Genomic DNA, 23,435 nt, shown 5'->3' on the forward strand with positions numbered 1-23,435 from the left:
AGACCTCGCAGATGTTCATCACCGGCCCGGACGTCGTCAAGGCGGTCACCGGCGAGGAGATCACCCAGAACGGCCTGGGCGGCGCCGACGTGCACGCCGGCACCTCGGGCGTGGCGCACTTCGCCTACGACGACGAGGAGACCTGCATCGCCGAGGTCCGCTACCTCCTGTCGATGCTCCCGCAGAACAACCGCGAGCACCCCCCGCGCGCCGAGTCCTCCGACCCGGCCGACCGCCGCAGCGAGGTCCTCCTGGACCTGGTCCCGGCCGACGGCAACCGCCCCTACGACATGACCAAGGTCATCGAGGAGCTCGTCGACGACGGCGACTACCTCGAGGTCCACGAGCGCTGGGCGACCAACATCATCTGCGCCCTGGGGCGGCTGGACGGCCAGGTGGTCGCCCTGGTGGCCAACCAGCCGCAGTCGCTGGCCGGTGTGCTCGACATCGAGGCCTCGGAGAAGGCCGCACGGTTCGTCCAGATGTGCGACGCCTTCAGCATCCCGATCATCACACTGCTGGACGTGCCCGGCTTCCTGCCCGGTGTCGGCCAGGAGCACGGCGGGATCATCCGCCACGGCGCCAAGCTGCTCTACGCGTACTGCAACGCCACCGTCCCGCGGATATCGCTGATCCTGCGCAAGGCCTACGGAGGTGCCTACATCGTCATGGACTCCCAGTCCATCGGCGCCGACCTGACCTACGCCTGGCCCACCAACGAGATCGCGGTGATGGGCGCCGAGGGCGCCGCCAACGTCATCTTCCGCCGCCAGATCGCCGAGGCCGAAGACCCCGCGGCCATGCGCGAGCGCATGGTCAAGGAGTACAAGACCGAGCTGATGCACCCCTATTACGCCGCCGAGCGCGGCCTGGTCGACGACGTCATCGACCCGGCCCGGACCCGCGAGGTCCTCATCAACTCGCTGGCGATGCTCCGCAGCAAACATGCGGACCTGCCCTCCCGCAAGCACGGCAATCCCCCGCAGTGACGGAGCACTCGACGGCCGGACCAGAACGTGCGGTGCGAACGCGAAAGGGGCGGGCCGGCCCCGGCGCCCGGTCGATGTGACCCACCGGCTCGCCCTCGGGCCGCGCGGGGACGTGGCGTCGCGGGGGTTGCGGGCCGGGCCGCGACACGGCCTGCGCGACGCCCGGCCCTCTGCGTGAGCACCGGCGTGCTGCGCGACACCGGCCCGCGTGACGCCCGGCCCTCTGTGTGAGCACCGGCGGTGCCGGGCCGAGGAGGCCGCGGCGGAGGCCGGGAGGGCGAGGGGGCGCTGCGAGGGGGCTCGGCCGGGGGCGGCGCCGGAGAACACCGTGACCGCGGTGGTGGCCGCGACCGCGGGCTTCGAGGCGCCCGGCTCCGGGGGAGAGGTCTGGCTTGTGCCGCATGCGATCGCCCGGCTCCGGGGGAGAGGTCTGGCTCGTGCCGCCTGCGATCGTCCGGTTCCGGGAGCTGCGGGCGGCGCCGGCAGCAGGGGATCGCCTTGCGGAGCGGGAACCGGAAGGGTCGTCCAGCGACCAGGAGAGACCGGTCGGTTTGTTTTTGGCCCGCTGGACGAAATCCCGGCCCCGGCTACCCGTTCATCGAGTTTCAGCAGGTGAGAGCGGGTGCGTCAGATGGCCCCCGCTCTTCGCGGAGACGCGAGGGGGTCGGGGCCGCCTGCGTGCGGCGGTGGGGAAGGTTTCGGACATGTCGTGGCACCCCTCCTTCGTCGGTGTTCGGCTGGATCGGTGCGTCGGCTTGCCTGGAAATAGCAGGTCAATTGGCGCCCGGAGGGGAGCGGTCGGGGTGGCCGCGGAGTCGAGGGATGGCTGGAAAAGGTCTGCCGGGCTCGTCGGGTAAGCATCCGAGATTGACAAACCGACTGTGCTGTTTTTTTATCAAGGGGTCCGGTTGGCTGCACACCCGGGCCCCGGCGGCAGGAAACGCGGGAAGACGCGCAGGCCGGGAACGGCTCCGGGCGACCTTTGGGGAAAACGTGGACATCGAAGTGCTTGGTGCGCTGTCCGTTCATGAAAACGGGGTGTCGATCACGCTGACGGCACCCAAGCCGCGGCAGGTCCTGGCCCTGCTCGCGCTCCACGCCGACCATGCGGTCCCTGTGGCCACGCTGGTCGAGGAGCTGTGGGAGCAGAACCCGCCGCGCAGTGCGCGCACCACGTTGCAGACGTACGTCCTGCAACTGCGCGAGCTCATCGGCGTGGCACTGGCGTACGGCGAGAACGAGCGCTGCACCCCGAAGGACATTCTGGCCACTGTCCCCGGCGGCTACCGTCTGGAGACCCGTGGCGGAAGCGTCGACTACCGGGAGTTCGAGCGCAGGGCCGGTGCCGGCTACCGGGCGATGGACGCCGACGACTACCAGGGAGCCGCGCGCCGGCTGGCGGACGCCCTCTCGCTGTGGACCGGCCCCGCGCTCACCGACGTACAGGCCGGGAGCCGGATCGAGACGGAGGTCAGGCGCCTGGAGGAGCTGCGCCTGTGCGCGCTCGACCAGCGCATCGAGGCGGATCTGCGCCTGGGCCGCCACCGCGAGCTGCTCTCGGAGCTGACCGTCCTGGTCAAGCAGTACCGCCTGCACGAGAGCCTGCACGGTCAGTTCATGCTGGCGCTGCACCGCTCGGGCCGGCGCGGTGAGGCGCTCAACGTCTACCAGCGGCTGCGCACCACGCTCGTCTCCGAGCTGGGCCTTGAGCCCTCGGCCGCGCTGAGCAGGCTGCAGCGCTCCATCCTGATGGCGCACCCCGAGAGTGCGGCCCCGCCCAAGGCGGCTCTGCCGGTGACCGCCGCGGCGGGTGCCGGCGGCGGGCGGCTCGCGGCGCGGGCGAACTGAGCGCCCTGGCCTCGTGGCGGCCCGCGGCACGAGCACGCAAGCCCTTCTCCCGCTCCCTCGAACCAGGGGCCGGGAGAAGGGCTTGCGTGCTGTGCACGGGGCGCCGCGGCGGCCGTCAGCGGCTCGCCGCGCGGTCCGTGGCCAGCCGCTCGAAGCGGTCGCTCAACTCTCGCTGCTGCCGGCTCAGGACCTCGATGCGGTGGCGCAGCCGGGCCACCTCGGAGCCCAGCGGGTACGGGCCCGCCGCCCCCTTCGCCTCTCCGGATTCTGCGGTTTCTGCGGGGGGCGGGTCCTGCCGGTGGCGGATCGACTCCATACGGCCGCGCAGTACGGGCCCCGGCTCCACCCCGAGGTCGTGCGCGAGCCGGTGCCGCGCCCGGTCGTAGACGCCCAGCGCCTCGGCCTGGCGCCCGCACCGGTACAGCGCGGTCATGAGCAGCTCGTAGAACCGTTCGTGCAGCGGGTGAGAGGCCGTCAGCTCCGCCAGCTCGCCGGCGACCTCCCCGGCCCGGCCGGCCCGCAGGCAGGCGTCGTACAGCGTCTCCAGGGCGATCAGCCGGCTCTCCTCCAGCAGCGACGCCCCGGTCGAGCAGATGGTGCCGCGGCCCGCGCCCTCCAGCGCGGGGCCGCGCCACAGCGCCAGCGCCTCGCGCAGGACCTCGGCCGAACGGGCCGGGTCGGCGGCGGCCAGCGAGCGGCCCCGGGCCGCGAGGCGGCAAAAGCGCTGGGCGTCGGTGCCGGCCCGGCCCGGGTGCAGTACGTAGCCCAGCGGGCGGGTCACGAGCCACTCCTGGCGGCTCCCGCCGGAACCGGAACCGGAAGGGGAACCGGGTGCGGGTGCGGGCAGCAGCCGGCGCAGCCGGGCGACATGGGTCTGGAGGGCATTGGCGGCGTTGGCGGGCGGATGTTCGCCCCACAATTCGTCGACGAGCCGGTCCGGGGAAACGACCTGGCCGGCCTTCACGACGAGCGCGCCCAAAAGGGCGCGCTGCTTGGCGCCGGCCGGTGTGATCCGCATATCGGCGCGCTCGCCGAAGAACTGGACGGGGCCCAGAATCCCAAACTCCATCTCATCCTCGCACGGGAGAGTCGGCAAGTACGCGGCCGCGGATCCGTATTCGGCATTCAATCGGAAAAGGCCGCGGACGGATCCTTTCGCTCTTACCGGACTCTAGGCGCCTCGCGGCGCCGGTGGAGGATTCATCGGCCGTACGCGGGGAGTCGTGGAGTGTTCCTCGAGGGGGATTCAGGTGCCTCGCGTTCTCACGGCCGGTCGCCGGTCAGGTCCGGAAAGCCCACCTGCACCCCGCGCCGGTGCCAGGCGCTCAGCAGCCGCAGCAGGGTCTTCGGATCGGGCAGGCCCTGCAGTCCGTGCGGGCCCTGCAGTCCGGGCGGGCCCGCGGCCCGGTCCCGGGCGAGCCGGTTCAGCAGTCCGCGGGTGAGCGGGTCGGCGCCGCGCGCCGTCGAATCCGTTGCCATGGCCAAAAACCTAACGGCGCCGCCTAGGGCGCCGGAAGAGAAATCGGTCGGCCGATATGGGCCTTTACACGACGGCGTCGGTGTTTCCCCGGCGCTGTGTCGGCTGTCTGCGCGCCGGGTCCGGCGGCCCCGCCGGAAGGCCGCTCAAGACGCACTCAATTTCTGCATATGTGGCGGTCGGGGGAGGATATGGTGCCACTCGTCCGCCGTCGACGGAAAAGACAAGAAGGGCCGGAAGGCGACACTATTGAAAACTCGAACACCGACTTGCTGTCGAAGTCGGCCGGCAAAGCACGGAGGGGAATCATGAAGATCAAGGTGCTGGGTCCGTTGAATGTCGAAGTCAACGGTATATCGGTCGTCCCGACGGCGGGCAAGCCGCGCCAGATCCTGGCGCTGCTCGCGCTCTACCCGGGCAGGGTGGTGCCCGTGTCCACGCTGATGGAAGAGATCTGGGGCACCCACCTGCCACAGAGTGCGCTGACCACGCTGCAGACCTACATCCTCCAGCTGCGGCGCAGGCTGGGCACCGCCATGGGCCCGGACGCGCCCGGCTCGGCCAAGGACGTGCTCGCCACCCGCTACGGCGGCTACCTGCTCCAGATCCCGGCCGAGGCGGTCGACGTGCGCGCGTACGAGTGCCTGGTGGCGGAGGGGCAGCAGGCGCACGAGGACGGCGAGGACGCCCGGGTGGCCGAGTGTCTGCGCGCGGCACTGGACCTGTGGGAGGGGCCCGCGCTGGTGGACGTACGCGTCGGCCCGATCCTGGACATCGAGGTGATGCGGCTGGAGGAGAGCCGGCTCGTGGCCCGCGAGCGCCGCATCGACGCCGACCTGCGGCTGGGCCGGCACATCGAACTCATCGCCGAGCTCACCGACCTGATCGCCCGCCACCCCCAGCACGAAGGACTGCACTCGCAGGCGATGGTCGCGCTCTACCGGTCGGGCCGCCAGGCCAGCGCGCTCGACGTCTACCGCCGGCTGCGCCAGCGGCTGATCGCCGAGCTCGGCGTGGAGCCCTCGCCGCAACTGCAGCGGCTGCACCAGGCGATGCTCGCCGTCGACCCGCGCCTGGACGTGGCCAGCGGGCCCCGGCGCACCTCGACCTTCGATCTGTACGCAGCCTGAATCGAGCACCGCTCAAGCCGCACAGGTGACGCTCGGGCCGCGGCGGCGCCGTACGACGGACGTATCCGCACAGCTTCCCTGAGGAGGGCGACCGATGGCTTCGCTGACGGCGGTAGAGGGGGCGGTGGGGCGGCGGGTGCGGCTCCACTGCCTTGCCCACGCGGGCGCGGGGGTGGCCAGCTACCGTCGCTGGCCCGTTGCGGCCGGGCCGGGCGTGGACGTCGCGGCGCTGGTGCTGCCGGGCCGTGACAAGCGGCGGCGGGAGCCGCGCATCACCGAACGCGCGGGACTCCTGGAGGATCTGCTGCCTCCGCTGCTGGAGGCGGCCCGGTGCGGACCGTACGCGCTGTACGGCCACAGCCTGGGCGCCCTGGTGGCGTACACGCTCACCCGGGCGCTGGCGGACGCCGGGGTGCCGCAGCCCCTGTTCCTCGCGGTGGGCGCCTGCCTGCCCCCGCACGCCAGTGCCGCCCTGGTGGCCGCGGCGGAACACCCCGACGAACTGCTGCTGCCCCTCCTGGGCGAGCTCGGCTCGCTGCCCAAGGGCGCAGCCGCCCGCCCCGGCGGGCTGTGGCGCCGCAGCGTGCTGCCGGTCCTGCGCGACGACCTGCGCCTGGCCCGGGCACTGCGCCAGGCGGCCCTGGACCCCGTCACCGGCGGATCCGTGGACCTGCCCCTGCTCGTCTTCGCCGGCAGCGACGACCCCCTCGCCGTGCCCGCCGCCCTCGAGGAGTGGCGGCAGTGGACCACCGGGCCGATCACCGTACGCACCGTCGACGGCGACCACTTCTTCGCGGGCGCGGACGTACTGCCGGCCCTGGTCGGCGAGGCCTGCCGCGAGTACGAGGCGGCGGACGCCGCCAAGACCGCGGCGAGCACGGCGGACGCCGCCAAGAGTGCGGCGAGCACGGGCGCGGGGGGTGTGCGGTGAAGCGCGTGGTCATCACCGGGGTCGGCGTGGTGGCCCCCCAAGCCGTGGGCACCGCCGCCTTCTGGTCCCTGCTGACCTCGGGCCGTACCGCCACCCGGGGCGTCACCCTCTTCGACGCCGCCAGCTACCGCTCGCAGGTCGCCGCCGAGGTCGACTTCGACGCCGCCGCACACGGCTTCACCCTCGCCGACACCGAACGCATGGACCGGGCCGCCCAGTTCGCGCTGGTCAGCGCCCGGGAGGCGGTGGCCGACAGCGGCCTGCACGCCGTACTGGCCGCGGGCAACCGGCTGCGCACCGGGGTCAGCCTGGGCAACACGGCAGGCTGCACCACCGGACTCGCCACCCAGTACGCGCTGCTGAGCGACTTCGGCAGCACCTGGACCGTCGACCACTCCCGGGCCGCCGAGTGCCTCTACGACTACTTCGTGCCCAGCTCGCTGGCGGCCGCCGTGGCCCGCGACAGCGGCGCGCAGGGCCCGGTCAGCCTGGTCTCCAGCGGCTGCACCTCGGGCCTGGACGCGATCGGGCACGCCGCCGAACTGATCCGCGAGGGCAGCGCCGACGTGATGATCGCCGGCGGGGCGGAGGCACCGATCTCTCCCATCGCCATGGCCTGCTTCGACCGCATCCGCCTCACCAGCCCCCGCAACGAGGACCCCGCCACCGCCTCGCGCCCCTTCGACCGCACCCGCGACGGCTTCGTGCTCGGCGAGGGCGCGGCCGTGGTGATCCTGGAGGAGCTGGAGCACGCGCGCCGCCGGGGCGCCCACGCGTACGCGGAGCTGTCCGGCTTCGCCTCGTACAGCAGCGCGCACCACATGACGGGGCTGCGGCCGGGCGGCCGGGACATGGCCGACGCCATCCGGGCGGCACTCGACGAGGCGCGGCTGAACCCGGTCGACGTGGACTACATCAACGCGCACGGGGCCGGCACCCTGCACAACGACCGGCATGAGACGCACGCCTTCAAGCAGTCACTGGGCGACCACGCCCGGCGCGTCCCGGTCAGCTCCATCAAATCGATGATCGGACACGCGCTCGGCGCCGCCGGAGCCCTGGACGTGGTGGCCAGCGTGCTGGCCATCGAGCACAGTACGGTGCCGCCGACCGCCAACCTGCACGAGCCCGACCCGACCTGCGACCTGGACTACACACCGCTGTTCGCCCGCGAGCAGCGCAGCAGTACGGTGCTCAGCGTCGCCAGCGGCTTCGGCGGCTTTCACGCCGCCACCGTGCTGACCCGGCCCCGGCTGCGGGAGACGGCATGAGCGGCGCGGGCGGGGGCGTGCGCAGCCGGGCCCGGGCGCTGGTCACCGGCATCGGCGTGGCCGCGCCCAACGGACTGGGTACCAAGGCCTGGTGGAGCGCCGCGCTGGAGGGCCGCAGCGGCATCGCCTCGATCACCCGCTTCGACGCCTCCGGCTACCCGGTGCGGATCGCGGGCGAGATCCGCGGCTTCGTCGACGAGGACCACATCCCCAGCCGCCTGCTCCCCTCCACCGACCGGGCAACCCGCCTGAGCCTGGTCGCGGCCAAGGAGGCCCTGGAGGACTCGGGTGCCGACCCGGCCGCGCTGCCCGGCCACCGGGCGGGCGTGATCACGGCCAGCTCCGCAGGCGGCACCGAGTTCGGCCAGCGAGGGCTGGAGGCCTTGTGGGGCAAGGGCGCCCAGTACGTCAGCGCGTACCAGTCCTTCGCCTGGTTCCACGCGGCGGGAACCGCCGAGATCTCCATCCGGCACATGCTGCGCGGCCCCGCCTCCGCCATGGTCAGCGAACAGGCCGGCGGCATCGACACGCTCGCCCGCGCCCGGCGCGAGATCCGCAAGGGCGTGGGCCTCATGGTGAGCGGAGGCGTCGACTCGACGCTGTGCCCCTGGGGCTGGGCCGCGCACCTGGCGGACGGCCGGCTGAGCACCGACCCCGATCCGGCGCGGGCCTACCGGCCCTTCGACGCCGGGGCCCGCGGCCATGTCGTGGGCGAGGGCGGCGCGCTGCTGGTGCTGGAGGACGCGGCGGCCGCCACCGCGCGCGGCGCCGGCGGCTACGCCGTGGTGGCCGGGTGCGCGGCGACCTTCGACGGCGAGCCCGGGCAGGAGCGGCTCAAGGAGGCGGCCGAACTCGCTCTGGCCGACGCCCGGGTCAGACCGGACCAGGTGGACGTGGTGTTCGCCGACGGAGCCGGACAGCGGGCCGCCGACCGGGCCGAGGCCCAGGCGCTGGCCGCAGTGTTCGGGCCGCGCGGGGTGCCGGTGACCGCGCCGAAGTCGATGACGGGCCGGCTGGGCGCCGGGGGTTCCTCACTGGACCTGGCGGCGGCGGCGCTCGCGCTGCGCGACAAGGTGGTGCCCCCGACCACCGGGACGCGGCGACTGGCCGCGGACTGCCCGCTGGATCTGGTGACGGGCGCGGCGCGGGAGCTGCCCGGGCTGCGGACCGTGCTGGTGCTGGCGCGGGGCAGGGGCGGCTTCAACTCGGCCGCGGTGCTGCGGGCGGCCGATGCCTGACCCGGCCCGCGCAAGGGCGGGCCGGCCGGCCCGCCCGCGGACCGGCCGCCCGACGCACCGGCGCCGCGGGAACCGCACGCGCCGAAGAGACACAACACACGGACCGCTTCGAACCGGCTGAGCGCCCACGAGGCCGGACCGAGGATGCGCAACCGAGTCCCAGCCCCCCGCGCCGGCACGCCGCCCTCGTGGCGCGGGCATCGGGTCCGGCTCGCGCCGCAGCCGGCGCCGCGGCGGGCTCGGCGGCAGAACGGGCCGCATCCGGTCCGGGTGTCCCGGCAGGGCGCACCCCCCCAACGGGCGGCCGGGAGCCGGACAGCCGTCCCTACCACTCCCTCCCACGCCGTGCGGCAGCCCGCCGCCTTCGCGCGGCGGGACGAAGCCGCAGGGCGCGCCGGCCGAGGGCTTCGGGGCCGGCGCCGCGTACCAGGAGCAAGCGTGAGCCCTGGTGCGCCCGGCCGCGGAAGTCCGGCACACCCCGGCGGCGCGCAGCCCGAAGCCGCCCACCAGGACGGGGGCGGCCGGGTGGACGGCGATCACGAGCCGGGCCGGGGAAGGGGGAGCTGCCCCGGGATGGCGAAGGCGTTGTCCATCAGGCCGGCGCACGTCTGGGATTTCGCCCGGACAGTCTCGGCGGCCGGGCTCGCGGACGGCTCGAGCGGCGGGGGACCGGCGGGGGACCGGGGCCTCCCGCGAGAGCGGCCTACGTCCAAAGGGCGAGGCCGGGCCCTCGGGTCGAGGCGGACGCGGCGGGCGGCTCGAGCCGTGCTCCAGCCGGGCCCGTGCGGTCCGCGAGCGGTTCCGGACAGTGTCGTGGACACGGCCGTCAACCCAGCGCCGCACGACACCGTCTGCCGGCCGCCCCCGGCGGCAGGCGGACAAGGTCGCCGGTGCGAGGCCACCGGCGCAGTGACGGCACCGTGCCGGGCGCAGGCCGCAGTCCGCCGCAGCCCGGACGCCGCCGGTCGGAGCCGGCCGGCGTACCAAAGAGGAGGTGTGGAAGATGTCGGATGCGCGCGTGCACCGCACGGTCCACGAAGTGATCGCGGCGGCCCCGGCCGGAGTGATGTACGGGCTGATCGCGGACGCCACCCGGTGGCCGCTGTTCTTCCAGCCCTGCGTCCACGTCGAGCAGCTCGACTTCGACGGGCAGCGGGAGCGGCTGCGCATGTGGGTCACCGCGGGCGAGAGCGTCAAGTCCTGGGTGTCCAGCCGGCACCTGGACGTGGAGCGGCTGCGCGTGGAGTTCACCCATGACCTGCCCGCCGCGCCCACACGGTCCATGAGCGGCGTGTGGACGGTGGTGCCGCTGGGGGAGTACGCCTCCAAGGTGACCCTGCAGCACGCCTTCACCGTCGCCCGTGACGTGCCGGCGGACGTGGCCTGGGTCGAGCAGGTCACCCGCGACAACAGCCGCGCCCAGCTGGACCGGTTGGCCGAGCTCGCCGAGCGCTGGACGCGTCTGGACGACCTGGTGTGGTCCTTCGAGGACACCGTACGGGTCAACGCCCCCGGCGAGCCGGTGTTCGACTTCCTGTACCGGGTGCGGGACTGGCCGGCCGAACTCCCGCACGTCAACCGGGCCGACCTGGTCGAGGACGAGCCGGGGGTACAACTGCTGTCCATGGGCAGCCTGTCCCTGGACGGCGGCGCGCACAGCACCGAATCGGTGCGCATCTGCTTCCCGGCCACCCAGCGCATCTGCTACAAGCAGACCCGGACCTCGCCCCTGCTGGCCGCGCACACCGGCGAGTGGTCGATCGAGCCCGACGAGGGCGGGGTGAACCTGACGGCCCGGCACAGCGTGCTGCTGTGCGAGGAGAACATGCACAGCGTGCTGGGCGAGGACACCGACGCGGTGAGTGCCGGCCGGCACGTGCGCGAGGCGATGGGCCAGGCAAGCCTGTCCGTACTGCGCCACGCCGCGCAGTACGCCATCGACTCGATCCACGTCCTGTGACCGCGCTCCAGGACACCACGGCCCCCGTACGGGACACCCACGCCCCCGTACGGGACGAAGGTGAGGCGGCGCCCGCGTCCGAGCGCGCCGCCCGGCTGGAGGCGGCCCTCGGCGACCCCCTCGATCCGGACAACCCGCACGGACACCTGGCGCTGCTGCGCGCCGACGAGGCCCGCGACGCGCCCGCGGCCACCGAGGCACTGCTCGCCGAGGCGGGCCTGGGCGCCGAGTTCGTCCCCTGCGACCTCGGCGGCCGGCTCACCGACCTGGAGGAACTCGCCCGGGTACTGCGCCCGTTGTTCCGCCGCGATCTCGCGCTCGGCTACGGATTCGGCATCACCTCGCTCTTCGCCGCCTGCGCGGTGTGGACCGCGGGTGACGAGCCGCAGCGCCGGGCGCTGGCCGCGCACCTCCTTGACGGCGGCCGGGTCACGATCGTGCACCGCGAGGTGGCGCACGCCAACGCCATCCTGCGCAACGAGGTCGCGGCCGAGCCCGGCCCGGACGGCGGCTGGGTGCTCAACGGGCACAAGGACACGGTCATCAACGCCCACCGCGCCGAGGCCTTCGTCGTGTACGCGCGCACCGCGCGCGAGGAGGGCCCGCGCAGCCACTCCGTGCTGCTGCTCGGCCCCCAGCCGCCCGCCTCGGGCGAGGTGCGCAGGCTCGGCAGGGTCGAGATGCCGGGCATGCGCGGCGCCCACTTCTCCGGACTCGAATTCGCCGATGTGGCCGCGGGACCCGAGGCGCTGGTCGGCGAGGCCGGCGAAGGGGTGTCGCTGGCGCTGCGCAGCTTCCAGATCAGCCACTGCCTGATCCCGGGCGTGGTGCTGGCCGGCGTGGACAGCGTGCTGCGCCAGGCGGTGCGCGCGGCCGTGGAGAACCGGCCCGACAAGCGGCCTGCCCGCCGGTGGCACAAGGTGCTCGCCGGGGTCTTCGCGGACCTGCTGGCCTGCGACAGCATGGCCGTCACCGGACTGCGGGCGATGAGCCTGCTGCCGGAGGACTCCTACCTGCTGGCCGCCGCGGTCAAGTACACGATGCCGGACCTGCTGCGCGAGGACCTGGAGGAGCTGGCGACCGTGCTCGGCGCCCGCGGCTACGACCGCGGGCCGCTGCACGGCGGCTTCCAAAAGCTCGTACGGGACCTGCCGGTGGCCGGGCTCGGACACGCGGGGACGGCCGTGTGCCAGGCGGTGCTGGTGCCGCAGCTGCCGGCGCTGGCGCGCACGGCGTGGTTCCGTACACCGGAGCCGCCGGCACAGCTGTTCGAACCGGGGGCGCCGTTGCCCCCGTTCGACCACCGGCGCCTCGCGCACTGCGGTACGGACGACCTGCTGACGGCGACCCTGGTCGGCGCGGCGGGCCGGCTGGCGAAGCGGCGCCGCGGGTACGCCGACGGGTCGCCGCACGCGACGCTGGCCAGGCTCGCGCAGGCGTTCGTGGCGGAGCTGCGGGTGCTCAGGGCGCGGTGCGCCGCGCTGAGCGCGCCGGCCGGCGGCACCGGATTCGATGCCCAGGCCTGCGCGCTGGCCGACCGGTACGCGCTGGTGCTCGCGGCGGCCGCGGTACTGGGCATGTGGGAGGGGCAGGCCGGGACCGGATCGTTCCTGGAGGAGCCCGCCTGGGCCGTGCTCGCGCTGAGCCGGATCGCACGGCGGCTGGGTGCGGTGGTGCCCGACCTTCCCCCAAGCGTGGTGGGCTCGGTGCTCGGTGAGGTGCTGGAGCGGTGCCGGCAGGGACGGAGCCTGGACCTGTACGGGACGGCGCTGGCGGGCTGAGGCGTGCGGTGACCCCGCCCGCCCGCGGGCCGGGGCACCCAAGACGTGTCGGGGCGGTGGACGAACGCCCCGGCCAGATCGCCGTCCGCCCCGCGGGACCGGGACGGACGGCACTACCCGCAGGAGACGACGATGGACCAGGTGAGATGCGCCGCCCCCCTTCGTGTGCCGCGGCCGCACGGTCCGTGGCAGGGAGTGAAGGAGAACCTGACCGGGCTCGGCAACGCGGTGGTCCACACGACCTGGAGCGAATGGCTGCCCAGCGTGCTGACCACACCCCGGCTGCGCGAGCTGCTCGGACCGGACTGGGACCGCTACCGGCGTACCCCCGACGCCACCGTGCGCTACCGCTTCGCGGCCGCCCGACTGCTCATCAAGTACACGGCGGCGGCGGCGCTCGGCATCCCGCCGGAGTACCTCGACCTGGCCTACCGGCTGGGAGGGCGCCCCTATCTGCGCGGCTTCGACCAGATCGAGCTGAGCCTGTCCCACACCGGCGACCTGATGGCCGTCGGGCTGAGCCGCACCGGACGGATCGGCGTGGACGTGGAGCCGGCCGGCCGCAACGTACGCCTGGAGCTGCTGGAGGCGCAGATCCTGACCCCGGCCGAGGTGGCGGAGATCGCCGGTCTGCCAAAGGCGCAGCGGGTCCCGTACGCGCTGAAGCTGTGGACCCTCAAGGAGGCGTACAGCAAGGCGCTCGGGCAGGGACTGCGGCTGGGCTTCAAGGAGTTCGGCTTCAAGGAGTCCGGCCCGACGGGCGCACGGCTGCACGCCGCGGACGGCAGCGCGGCGACCCGGGGGGAGTGGGGCTTTGCCACGCATCCGGTGATGGGCCGCTACCTGCTGAGCACGGCCTGCCACGACGCGGGGCTGTCCACCGCGGACGACACCTCGGTGGGGACCATGCTCGACCGGGGGTTCCTGTCGGCGATGAACCAGAGCGCCGGCTGAACCGCGGCCCGGGTCCGGGGCCCCAGGCGCTCTGCGGCGCACCTCGAGGCGTACCAGCGCTGTGCCAGCCTTCCGGCAGCGGGGTGCTCCACAGTGGAACCGGGAGTGCCGCGCCCCCGGGCGCCCCGCTCTCCGGGCCCTCCGGCGTTCCGGGCGCCCCGTAGCCGATGACCCGGACCGAAGGAGGGCGACCACATGGCCAGGCCGAGCCGCCCGCGCACGGGCCGGCAACGAGGCGGTCGCCGGGCGGACTCCGCCCTGCCGCTGACCTGGTGGCAGCACGACCTGCTGCTGGACTCGCTGGAGCACCGCGGCACCGGCCGCCACGTCGAACAGCTGTCCTGGCGCTGGTGCGGACCGCTGGACACCGAGCGGTTCACCGCGGCCTGGCAGTCCGTCACCGACCGGGAGACGGTGCTGCGCGCCGCCGTCGACTGGCAGCCGCGGCCGCGCGTGGTCCTGCACGAGCGGGCCGCCGTCGAGGTCGTACGCCACCAAGCCGGCGGCGTCGACTGGGACGAGCTGGTGGAACGCGACCGGCTGCGCGGCTTCGACCTGCGCGGCCCGGGACCGCTGCGGGTCACCCTGGTCGACGACCCGGCGCCCGCCGCGCCCGCCACGCGTGTGCTGCTCACCTTCCACCACGCCCTGCTGGACGCCTGGAGCGTGTTCGTCCTCCTGGACGAGTTCTACCGGGCCTATCTGGCCGGCGGCGCGCTGCCCGGAGGGGAGAGGCGGCCCGACATCCGCGACTGGGCGCGCTGGCTGGAACACCAGGACCCGGGCCCGGCACGGGAGTTCTGGACCCGGACGGTACCCGAGGGCGCGCTTGCCGTGCTGCCCGCCGCGCCCGGCCCGGACACCCTGGAGAGCGGCTGCGGCCGCGCCGAGGCGCGCCTGTCGGCCCGGGAGGCCGAGCGGCTGTACCGCTGGGCCGCGGCCCAGGCGGTGCCCGACTCCAGTGCACTGCAGGCGGTCTGGGCGATGCTGCTGTATCGCGGCGCGGGCCTGAGCGGCCCCGCGCAGGTCGGATTCGGCGTCACCGTCTCGGGGCGCGGCATCGCCCTGGAGGCCGTCGAGCGGCTGCCCGCGCCGATGCGCAACTGCCTGCCGATGTCCGTCCAGATCGACCCGGCGCACCGGCTGGGGCGGCTGCTGACGGTGCTGCGCGACCGCGCGCTGGACATGGCGGCCTACGAGTGGGTCTCCGCCGGGCAGATCCACGAGTGGACCGGCCGGGCCACGGGCGGCGGGCCGCTGCTGGCGAGCCTGGTGGCCGTCGCGAGCGTGCCCCGCCCGCCGCGGGAGCTGCGCGCCGATCTGGCCGGCCACGGCGTGCGGATCGAGCCGCTGTACGCGAGCGGTGCGCACACCGCCTTCCCCGTGGCCCTGCTCACGCAGCGCGGGCCCGACGGCTCGCTGACGCTGACCGCCGCGCACGACCGGTCCCGGATGTCCGCAGCCGACGCCCTCCGTCTGGTCGGCCACTGCGCGCGGCTGCTGCGCGAACTGCCCGCCACCGGCGCCGAGACGACGCTCGCCCAGGTGCTCGCCGTCCTCGAGGGGGACGAGCCGCCGCGGATCGCCCGGCGGCGCGGCTCCGCCGCTCAGCGCGCGGCCCGCTTGCGCCTTCACTCGATCGGTGAGCGATCCGGCGTCGAGTGGATCCCTAGTGGGTCTTGACACCGTGGGGCGACGCATCGTGAAGGAGCCGCCCATGTTCACCTACGACATCAGGCAGGATTTCCGGGAGGTCGAGATGTTCTTCTTCGGCCTGGTCCCGGTGGAGCTCGCGCCGCCGCTGCGGCTGGCCGGCGTGGACGAGGACGACGCGGAGTTCTTCAAGGAGTCCGCCATCGTCCGCGGTATCGACTAGGACCTGTCCGGCAGCCCATGCCCCGGGACGCGGGACGCGGGACGCGGGGCGCGGACCGGGCCGTCAGCACCCCCCCCGGCCGGCCCGCCCCCCGCGGGCGGCCCATGGCTCGAAACCGGATGGTTCCGGGCGGGACGCGATCCATCGCGCAGCCCCGCTCCAGCCCCGCTCCAGCGGTCTTTTGCACGCTGCCCGCCCGGGCCCGGGCCGCCCGGCGGACCGGTTCGGCCGCCGCCGGGTCCGCCCCCGTGCCCGGCAGCGCCGCCGGCCCCGCCGCGGCCGGCGAGCACCGGCGAGAGAAAGGAATCACCCGATGCCGCTGTCGAAGCAGCGCGCCGGCGCACCGTGGGTGTCGCCCTCGGTCGAGGCGTTTCTCGACGACCCCGAGCACGTGGGCGTGCTCACCACCGTCAGGCCCGACGGGACGCTGCACACGGCGCCCGTACGGTTCACCTGGGACAAGGCGGCCGGCCTTGTCCGGGTCATGACCGTCGCCTCCTCGCGCAAGGCGCGCAACCTGCTGGCCGGCCCCGGCGGCCGGGTGGCGATCTGCCAGGTGCAGGGCTTCACCTGGGTCACGCTGGAGGGCTCCGCCACGGTGGTGCGCGAACCCGGGCGGGTGGCCGAGGGAGCCGAGCGGTACGCCAGGCGGTACCTCTCGGCGCCGCCCAACCCGCCCGGCCGGGTGGTGATCGAGATCGAGGTCGACCGGGTACTGACCCTCAACACCTGAGCAGTACCCGCGCACCACCGCGGCCCCGGCACCCGAGCGCGCGGCGGCAGCCTTCCCGGCTGCCGCCGCGCGCTCACCCGTCTCGCGCGCCTACGCGAGGGGCGGGGGAGTGCCGTTTGCCCACAGCAGGCGGAAGGACAGCAGGGTCAGCCGCCACCCGGCGGGGGTGCGCAGGGCCTCGCCGTCGACGAAGGTGCCGGTGGTGAACAGCGGCGCGAGCACGCCCTGCGGCGGGACGTGGCGCGGGTGGTGCACATGGGTGGAGATCAGGTTGGCGCGCAGGGCGGCCCGGTCCCCGTCCAGGACGACCACGGCCGGGGAGCCCAGGTGCTGGGTGGCGGCGAAGGACGACAGCGCCGTGCGGTGGAAGCGGGCCATGCCCTCGGTGCCCTCGTGCCGGCTCATCGGCGGGAAGGCCACCACCGCGTCCGGGGTGAACAGCTCCGCCGCCCAGACGTCGTCGAGTTCTTCGTCGTCGAGGGAGACCAGATAGCGGTTCAAAAGGGCCGCCACAAGAAGGCTTGCGGTGCCGGATTCCTCGAGGATTTCGGTGGAGGTCATCCTTGAGAATGCGCCTCGTCCGTCCCGTCCGGGCAACCCCGCCTGACAAAGATCTGACATTGCTGACGCTTTTCTGTCATTGATTGTCGAAGGTCTGTATCGATCCGTCTTTACGCCCCGCCCGGGCCCTCGTGATACTGGCCGAACACCAGTGGGAAGAGGCGGGATGAGCACCTTTGATGCAGATGCCGTTGTCGTGGGAGCCGGGCCCACCGGACTCATGCTCGCGGGCGAGTTGAGGCTCAACGGAGCCTCGGTGATAATCCTTGACAAACTTTCCGAGCCGATTGTGGAATCCCGGGCGCTCGGCTTTTCCGCGCGAACCATCGAAGAATTCGCCCAGCGCGGCCTGATCGCCCGCTTCGGCGAGGTCGGCGTCATTCCGGTCGGCCACTTCGGCGGCGTCGGGCTCGACTACCAGGTGCTCGAAGGCGGCTCGTACGGCGCCCGCGGCATCCCGCAGGCCCGTACCGAGGGCGTCCTCGGCGGCTGGGCGCGCGAACTGGGCGCCGAGATCCGCCGCGGCGTCGAGGTCACCGGCCTGGCCCAGGACGCCGAGGGCGTGACGCTCACCGCGCAGGGCGCGGACGGTATCCACACCCTGCGCGCCCGTTACGTGGTGGGCTGCGACGGCGCCCGCAGCATCGTGCGCAAGCTCGCCGGCATCGACTTCCCCGGTACCGAGCCGGCCATCGAGCTGCGCTTCGCGGACGTGGCCGGCGTGGCGCTGCGCCCGCGCTTCAGCGGCGAGCGCGTCCCCGGCGGCATGGTGATGGTCATCCCCATGGGCCCCGACCGCAGCCGCGTCATCTACTTCGACAGCGCCGAGCCCCTGCGCAAGAGCCCCGAGGCGATCACCTTCGAGGAGGTGGCCGCGTCCTGGCAGCGCCTGACGGGCGAGGACATCAGCGCCGCCACGCCGCTGTGGGTCAGCTCCACCACCGACAACAGCCGCCAGGCCACCGAGTACCGGCGCGGCCGGGTCCTGCTGGCCGGTGACGCCGCGCACATCCACCTGCCCATCGGCGCGCAGGGCATGAGCGCGGGCATCCAGGACGCGGTGAACCTCGGCTGGAAGCTCGCCCTGGACATCCAGGGCCGGGCGCCAAGGGGCCTGCTCGACACCTACCACGCCGAGCGGCACCCGGTCGGGGCCCGGATCCTGACCAACACGCTCGCCCAGCGCATCCTCTACCTCGGCGGCGACGACATCACCCCGCTGCGCGAGGTCTTCACCGAACTGGTGGACAACCACGCATCGGTGCGCCGCCACCTCGTCGGCATGGTCACCGGCCTCGACATCCGCCACGACGTCGGCGCGGGCGACCACCCGCTGCTCGGCCGGCGCCTGCCCGAGAGGGAACTCGTCGTCGACGGCGAGAAGACCTCGGTCTTCGCACTGCTGCACGCCGGCCGCGCCGTGCTCCTCGAACTCGGCGGCGACCACGGCCTGGGTGAGGCGGCCGCCGGCTGGGCCGACCGCGTCGAGGTGGTCCGCGCCGACCAGCCCGACTGCGACGCCCCGGTGGACGCCATCCTCGTCCGCCCCGACGGCTACGTCGCCTGGCTCGCGCCCCAAGGCGCCGGCTCCGAAGGCCTCACCGACGCTCTCGCCCGCTGGTTCGGTCCCGCCGGCTGAGCGCCTCTTGGTCCCGCTCTGTCCGTACCTCCACAGGAAGCGAAGAAGAATGCCTTTCATCTCCCTTGAGGACAAGCACCTGACCGTCCTCAACCTCTTCACCACCGACACGCCCGAGAAGCAGGACAGCCTGATCGAGGAGATGCGGAAGATCGTCGACGCGGCGGCCTACGACGGCTGGATGAACAGCACCGTGCACGCGGGCGTCGACAGCCTGGGCACCGCCAACTTCATCCAGTGGCGCAGCGGCGAGGACCTGGAGCGGCGATACGAGGGCGAGGAGTTCAAGCACCGCACCCTCCCCGTCTTCGGCGAGATCACCACCTCGATCAGGCTGCTGCAGAACGAGGTCGCCTACACGCTGACCTCGGACGCCCTCGACGGCAGGGTCGAGGTCGGCCCGCACCGCGACGACTACACCGTCCTCGGCGTCTTCTCCGTGACCGACGACGGCCAGGACGAGGCCATCGACGCCCTCGGCAAGGGCCAGGACTTCTTCACCGAGGTCCCCGGCTTCCGCTCGCACGTGGTCCTCAAGGGCCTGCGCGCCCGCGGCCTGGACGGCAAGTTCGTCGTCTCCTACTCGCAGTGGGACAGCAAGGAGGCCTTCGACTCCTACCGCGACCAGGCCCCCGAGCAGCAGTCCGCCGCGCGCAAGGAGGCCCAGAACCGCGTCCGCGCCGTCTCCACCGCCGACCCGTACATCAACTCGTACACCGTGGTGCACTCCCGCTCCGCCGGCGAGTGAAACCGTCGCGCCCCCCACGGCGCGACGCACCGCAATGCCCCGGACGTCCGGCACCCCGCTCAGGGCGCCGGGCGTCCCGCGTACGTGCCCCCCATCCATGAGAAAGCGCGCCGTGCACCCGCTCCGGCGGAATTCGAGAATCCCCCGTGCGGCGCGCTATCGCCGGGCGGGACCGTCAAGCCAGTGGCGAATTCAGGCCGCCACCCAGGACGCGTCTGCACCGCGCTCTCCCGCGCACACGCCGAGGAGCCAAACCTTATGCACAGCACGTTGATTGTCGCCCGGATGGCAGCAGCCTCGTCCGCCGATGTGGCAAAACTGTTCTCCGAATTCGACGCGACGGACATGCCCCAGCGCATGGGAACGCGGCGCCGCCAGTTGTTCTCGTACCGGGGCCTGTACTTCCACCTCCAGGACTTCGACGAGGACAACGGGGGCGAACTGATCGAGCAGGCGAAGGGCGATGCGCGCTTCGTCGGGATCAGCCAGGACCTCAAGCCGTTCATCGAGGCCTACGACCCCAAGACCTGGCGATCACCGGCCGACGCGATGGCCGCACGCTTCTACAACTGGGAAGCGTCCGCATGACCCGCCGACGCGTCGTCATCACCGGAATCGAGGTGATCGCCCCCGGCGGTATCGGCAAGGAGAAGTTCTGGAACCTGCTGAGCGAGGGCCGCACCGCCACCCGCGGGATCACCTTCTTCGACCCCACGCCCTTCCGCTCCCGGGTGGCCGCCGAGATCGACTTCGACCCGTACGCCCACGGGCTGACCGCACAGGAGGTGCGCCGCCTGGACCGGACCGCGCAGTTCGCGGTGGTCGCCTCGCGCGGCGCGGTCGCCGACAGCGGCATCGAGCTGGGCGGGATCGACCCGCACCGCATCGGTGTCACCGTCGGCTCCGCGGTCGGCGCCACGATGAGCCTCGACGAGGAGTACCGGGCCGTCAGCGACGGCGGCCGGCTCGACCTGGTCGACCACACCTACGCCGTCCCGCACCTCTACAACCACATGGTGCCGAGCTCCTTCGCCTCCGAGGTCGCCTGGGCCGTGGGCGCCGAAGGCCCCTCCACCGTGGTCTCCACCGGCTGCACCTCCGGCCTCGACTCGGTCGGCTACGCCGTCGAGCTGGTCCGCGAGGGGTCGGCGGACGTGGTGATCGCGGGCTCCTCGGACGCCCCCATCTCCCCGATCACGATGGCCTGCTTCGACGCCATCAAGGCCACCACCCCCCGCCACGACGATCCGCAGAGCGCCTCGCGCCCCTTCGACGGCACCCGCAACGGGTTCGTGCTGGGCGAGGGCACCGCCTTCTTCGTCCTGGAGGAACTGGAGAGCGCCAGGATGCGCGGCGCGCACATCTACGCCGAGATCGCCGGCTATGCCACGCGCTCCAACGCCTACCACATGACGGGCCTGCGCCCCGACGGCCTGGAGATGTCCGAGGCCATCGACACCGCCCTCGGCGAGGCCCGCATGAACCCCGAGACGATCGACTACATCAACGCGCACGGCTCGGGCACCAAGCAGAACGACCGGCACGAGACGGCCGCCTTCAAGCGCAGCCTCGGCGATCACGCCTACCGCACGCCGGTCAGCTCCATCAAGTCGATGGTCGGGCACTCGCTCGGCGCGATCGGCTCCATCGAGATCGCCGCGTCCGCCCTGGCCATGGAGTACGACCTCGTACCGCCCACGGCCAACCTGACGACGTCCGACCCCGAGTGCGACCTCGACTACGTCCCCGTCATCGCACGGGAACAGCTGGTCGACGCGGTCCTCACGGTCGGCAGCGGATTCGGCGGCTTCCAGAGCGCCATGGTGCTGGCCAGCCCGGAAAGGAATCTTCTATGACCGCGTCGGTAGTGGTCACCGGCCTCGGCGTCGCCTCGCCCAACGGGCTGGGTGTCAAGGACTACTGGTCGGCGACTCTTGGCGGAAAGAACGGCATCGGCCGCATCACCCGCTTCGACCCGTCGAGTTACCCTGCCCGTCTGGCGGGCGAGATCCCCGGCTTCGTCGCCGAGGACCATCTGCCCTCCCGCATCCTGCCGCAGACCGACCGGGTCACCCGGCTCGCGCTGGTGGCCACGGACTGGGCACTGAAGGACGCGGGCGCCGACCCCGCGCAGATGTCCGAGTTCGACATGGGCGTCATCACGGCCTCGGCCGCGGGCGGCTTCGAGTTCGGCCAGGGTGAGCTGCAGAGCCTGTGGGGCCGGGGCAGCCAGTACGTCTCGGCGTACCAGTCCTTCGCCTGGTTCTACGCCGTCAACAGCGGCCAGATCTCGATCCGCAACGGCATGAAGGGCCCGGCCGGCGTCGTGGTCAGCGAGGGAGCCGGCGGCCTCGACGCCGTCGCCCACGCCCGCCGCCAGATCCGCAAGGGCACCTCGCTGATCGTCACCGGAGCCGTCGACGCCTCCATCTGCCCGTGGGGCTGGGTGGCCCAGCTGTCCACCGGCAAGCTGTCCACCAGCGACGAACCCGCCCGCGCCTACCTGCCCTTCGACCGCGACTGCCGCGGCTATGTGCCCGGCGAGGGCGGCGCGATCCTCATCACCGAGGACGCCGACGCGGCGCGCGCCCGCGGCGCCCGCAGCTACGGCGAGATCGCCGGCCACGGCTCGACGATGGACCCCAGGCCCGGCAGCGGCCGCGAGCCGGGCCTGCGCAAGGCCATCGAGCTCGCCCTCGCCGACGCGGGCGCCGACCCCGGCGACATCGACGTCGTCTTCGCCGACGGCGCCGGCGACCCCGAACCGGACCGCACCGAGGCCGAGGCGATCACCGCCGTCTTCGGAGCCCGGGCCGTCCCGGTGACCGTGCCCAAGACGATGACCGGACGCCTGTACTCGGGCGCGGCCCCGCTGGACCTGGCCGCCGCCTTCCTCGCCATCCGCGACGGGGTCATCCCGCCCACCGTGCACGTCGACCCCTGCCCGGACCACCTGCTCGACCTGGTCCTGGACCAGCCGCGCCCGGCACCGGTGCGCAGCGCGCTGGTCCTGGCCCGCGGCAGCGGCGGCTTCAACTCCGCCATGGTCGTGCGCGCCGCCCGGTAGGGCGGCCGCGCCCGCACCCACACCACCACCCACCAAGCACCATTGAGGAAAGGGACTTCCACCATGGCCACCAAGGCGTTCACCCTCGACGACCTCAAGCGCATCCTGAAGGAGGCCGCGGGCGTGGCCGAGGGCGTCGACCTGGACGGCGACATCCTCGACACCGAGTTCGAGGTGCTCGGCTACGAGTCCCTCGCCCTGCTGGAGGCCGGCAGCCTCATCGAGCGCGAGTGCGGCATCTCCCTCGACGAGGAGGCCGTCAACGACGCGCACACGCCGCGGACCTTCATCGACGTCGTCAACATGCAGCTCGCTCCTGCCACGGCTGCCTGAAGGGATCCGGACATGACCCAGCACGCCACCCCCAGGGTCGCCGTCGTCACCGGCGCCACCAGCGGCATCGGCCTCGCCTCGGCGCGCCTGCTCGCCTCGCAGAACCACAAGGTGTTCATCGGCGCCCGCAGCGCCGACAACATAGCCGCCACCGTCAAGGAGCTCCAGGCCGAGGGCCTGGACGTGGACGGCGCGGTCGTCGACGTCCGCGACACCGCCTCGGTGGACGCCTTCGTCCAGGCCGCCGTCGACCGCTTCGGCACCGTCGACGTCGTGGTCAACAACGCCGGCCGCTCCGGCGGCGGACCGACCGCCGACATCACCGACGAGCTGTGGCAGGACGTCATCGAGACGAACCTCAACAGCGTCTTCCGCGTCACCCGCGCCGTGCTCGGCACCGGCGGCATGCGGCACAAGAACCGCGGCCGGATCATCAACATCGCCTCCACCGCGGGCAAGCAGGGCGTCGTCCTCGGCGCCCCGTACTCCGCCTCCAAGCACGGCGTCGTCGGTTTCACCAAGGCACTGGGCAACGAGCTGGCCCCCACCGGCATCACCGTCAACGCGGTCTGCCCCGGCTACGTCGAGACCCCGATGGCCCAGAAGGTCCGCCAGGGCTACGCCGCCGCCTACGACACCTCCGAGGACGCCATCCTCGAGAAGTTCCAGGCGAAGATCCCGCTCGGCCGCTACTCCACCCCCCAGGAGGTGGCCGGCCTCGTCGGCTACCTGGCCTCCGACACCGCCGCCTCCATCACCTCGCAGGCGCTCAACGTCTGCGGCGGCCTGGGCAACTTCTAGGCCCTGTCCGCAACGTCGCGGGACAGGCGGGACCTTGCGGACACCGCCCGGCAGGGCCCGCCCCCACGCACCCCCGAACACCACCCGAGGAGAACCCG

General features: G+C 73.2%; 22 protein-coding genes. 19 read left to right on the forward strand and 3 right to left on the reverse strand.

The genetic code is table 11. The features are described from left to right. Positions 1 to 989, forward strand: a 989-nt coding sequence (locus IO36_RS33250) for an acyl-CoA carboxylase subunit beta (RefSeq protein WP_037625463.1), incomplete at its 5' end; no start/stop codon positions are given. Positions 990 to 1,982: 993 nt separating this feature from the next. Beyond that, positions 1,983 to 2,837, forward strand: a complete 855-nt coding sequence (locus IO36_RS33255; RefSeq protein WP_037625465.1) for an AfsR/SARP family transcriptional regulator — start codon at positions 1,983 to 1,985, stop codon at positions 2,835 to 2,837. A gap of 115 nt (positions 2,838 to 2,952) precedes the next feature. Here IO36_RS33255 and IO36_RS33260 read toward each other — a convergent pair whose 3' ends face one another. Further along, a complete protein-coding gene (locus IO36_RS33260) occupies positions 2,953 to 3,906 on the reverse strand; it encodes an AfsR/SARP family transcriptional regulator (RefSeq protein ID WP_037625467.1) in 954 nt (317 codons plus the stop codon). Between the two features lie 194 nt (positions 3,907 to 4,100). After that, positions 4,101 to 4,316, reverse strand: coding sequence for a hypothetical protein (locus tag IO36_RS33265; protein ID WP_037625469.1), 216 nt, complete (start codon positions 4,314 to 4,316; stop codon positions 4,101 to 4,103). Positions 4,317 to 4,622: 306 nt separating this feature from the next. On the opposite strand from IO36_RS33265, the gene IO36_RS33270 reads away from it, so the two are divergent. The 10 genes from IO36_RS33270 (at position 4,623) to IO36_RS33310 (ending at position 16,188) form a co-directional block, all read left to right on the forward strand. Next, a complete protein-coding gene (locus IO36_RS33270) occupies positions 4,623 to 5,444 on the forward strand; it encodes an AfsR/SARP family transcriptional regulator (protein ID WP_037625471.1) in 822 nt (273 codons plus the stop codon). Between the two features lie 94 nt (positions 5,445 to 5,538). After that, positions 5,539 to 6,375 carry a thioesterase II family protein gene (locus IO36_RS33275; protein WP_063764932.1) on the forward strand — a complete coding sequence of 279 codons (837 nt, stop codon included), beginning with the start codon at positions 5,539 to 5,541 and terminating at the stop codon, positions 6,373 to 6,375. After that, on the forward strand, positions 6,372 to 7,646 hold the full coding sequence (locus IO36_RS33280) for a beta-ketoacyl-[acyl-carrier-protein] synthase family protein (protein ID WP_037625473.1): 1,275 nt from the start codon (positions 6,372 to 6,374) through the stop codon (positions 7,644 to 7,646). Before IO36_RS33275 ends, IO36_RS33280 begins: the two co-directional genes overlap by 4 nt. After that, entirely contained in the window at positions 7,643 to 8,884 is a 1,242-nt protein-coding gene (locus tag IO36_RS33285) for a ketosynthase chain-length factor (RefSeq protein ID WP_037625475.1), read from the forward strand. Before IO36_RS33280 ends, IO36_RS33285 begins: the two co-directional genes overlap by 4 nt. A 1,003-nt stretch (positions 8,885 to 9,887) precedes the next feature. After that, on the forward strand, positions 9,888 to 10,844 hold the full coding sequence (locus IO36_RS33290; protein WP_037625477.1) for an aromatase/cyclase: 957 nt from the start codon (positions 9,888 to 9,890) through the stop codon (positions 10,842 to 10,844). Further along, positions 10,841 to 12,625: an acyl-CoA dehydrogenase family protein gene (locus tag IO36_RS33295; RefSeq protein ID WP_051901136.1), complete on the forward strand. Its 1,785-nt coding sequence runs from the start codon at positions 10,841 to 10,843 to the stop codon at positions 12,623 to 12,625. Before IO36_RS33290 ends, IO36_RS33295 begins: the two co-directional genes overlap by 4 nt. A gap of 132 nt (positions 12,626 to 12,757) precedes the next feature. Continuing rightward, on the forward strand, positions 12,758 to 13,579 hold the full coding sequence (locus IO36_RS33300) for a 4'-phosphopantetheinyl transferase family protein (protein ID WP_037625479.1): 822 nt from the start codon (positions 12,758 to 12,760) through the stop codon (positions 13,577 to 13,579). Between the two features lie 195 nt (positions 13,580 to 13,774). Next, positions 13,775 to 15,262 (forward strand): condensation domain-containing protein, encoded by a 1,488-nt coding sequence (locus IO36_RS33305; RefSeq protein ID WP_051901137.1) that lies wholly within the window; start codon positions 13,775 to 13,777, stop codon positions 15,260 to 15,262. 34 nt (positions 15,263 to 15,296) lie between these two features. Then, positions 15,297 to 15,455 carry a hypothetical protein gene (locus tag IO36_RS47175; protein WP_158997653.1) on the forward strand — a complete coding sequence of 53 codons (159 nt, stop codon included), beginning with the start codon at positions 15,297 to 15,299 and terminating at the stop codon, positions 15,453 to 15,455. A gap of 313 nt (positions 15,456 to 15,768) precedes the next feature. Continuing rightward, positions 15,769 to 16,188, forward strand: a complete 420-nt coding sequence (locus IO36_RS33310) for a pyridoxamine 5'-phosphate oxidase family protein (protein ID WP_051901138.1) — start codon at positions 15,769 to 15,771, stop codon at positions 16,186 to 16,188. 90 nt (positions 16,189 to 16,278) lie between these two features. Here the strand turns inward: IO36_RS33310 and IO36_RS33315 are convergent, their stop codons facing one another. Then, positions 16,279 to 16,749 (reverse strand): nuclear transport factor 2 family protein, encoded by a 471-nt coding sequence (locus tag IO36_RS33315; RefSeq protein ID WP_051901139.1) that lies wholly within the window; start codon positions 16,747 to 16,749, stop codon positions 16,279 to 16,281. Between the two features lie 166 nt (positions 16,750 to 16,915). Between IO36_RS33315 and IO36_RS33320 the strand changes: the two genes are divergently transcribed. The 7 genes from IO36_RS33320 to fabG all read left to right on the forward strand — a co-directional run bounded on the left by IO36_RS33320 (position 16,916) and on the right by fabG (position 23,337). Continuing rightward, positions 16,916 to 18,388, forward strand: a complete 1,473-nt coding sequence (locus tag IO36_RS33320; RefSeq protein ID WP_037625481.1) for an FAD-dependent monooxygenase — start codon at positions 16,916 to 16,918, stop codon at positions 18,386 to 18,388. Between the two features lie 49 nt (positions 18,389 to 18,437). After that, positions 18,438 to 19,136: an antibiotic biosynthesis monooxygenase family protein gene (locus IO36_RS33325; RefSeq protein ID WP_037625484.1), complete on the forward strand. Its 699-nt coding sequence runs from the start codon at positions 18,438 to 18,440 to the stop codon at positions 19,134 to 19,136. A 258-nt stretch (positions 19,137 to 19,394) separates the two neighbouring features. Continuing rightward, positions 19,395 to 19,724 carry a TcmI family type II polyketide cyclase gene (locus tag IO36_RS33330; RefSeq protein ID WP_037625486.1) on the forward strand — a complete coding sequence of 110 codons (330 nt, stop codon included), beginning with the start codon at positions 19,395 to 19,397 and terminating at the stop codon, positions 19,722 to 19,724. Next, positions 19,721 to 20,992: a beta-ketoacyl-[acyl-carrier-protein] synthase family protein gene (locus IO36_RS33335; RefSeq protein ID WP_037625488.1), complete on the forward strand. Its 1,272-nt coding sequence runs from the start codon at positions 19,721 to 19,723 to the stop codon at positions 20,990 to 20,992. The genes IO36_RS33330 and IO36_RS33335 overlap by 4 nt, the downstream gene beginning before the upstream one ends. After that, on the forward strand, positions 20,989 to 22,203 hold the full coding sequence (locus IO36_RS33340; protein ID WP_037625490.1) for a ketosynthase chain-length factor: 1,215 nt from the start codon (positions 20,989 to 20,991) through the stop codon (positions 22,201 to 22,203). Before IO36_RS33335 ends, IO36_RS33340 begins: the two co-directional genes overlap by 4 nt. Positions 22,204 to 22,266: 63 nt before the next feature. After that, positions 22,267 to 22,536: an acyl carrier protein gene (locus IO36_RS33345; RefSeq protein WP_037625492.1), complete on the forward strand. Its 270-nt coding sequence runs from the start codon at positions 22,267 to 22,269 to the stop codon at positions 22,534 to 22,536. Between the two features lie 12 nt (positions 22,537 to 22,548). Next, complete coding sequence (fabG, locus tag IO36_RS33350; RefSeq protein ID WP_037625495.1) at positions 22,549 to 23,337, forward strand: 3-oxoacyl-ACP reductase FabG; 789 nt, start codon at positions 22,549 to 22,551, stop codon at positions 23,335 to 23,337. Positions 23,338 to 23,435 lie beyond the last annotated feature (98 nt).

This window comes from Streptomyces aureus (assembly GCF_000725495.1).
Classification (GTDB): Bacteria; Actinomycetota; Actinomycetes; order Streptomycetales; family Streptomycetaceae; genus Streptomyces; species Streptomyces aureus_B.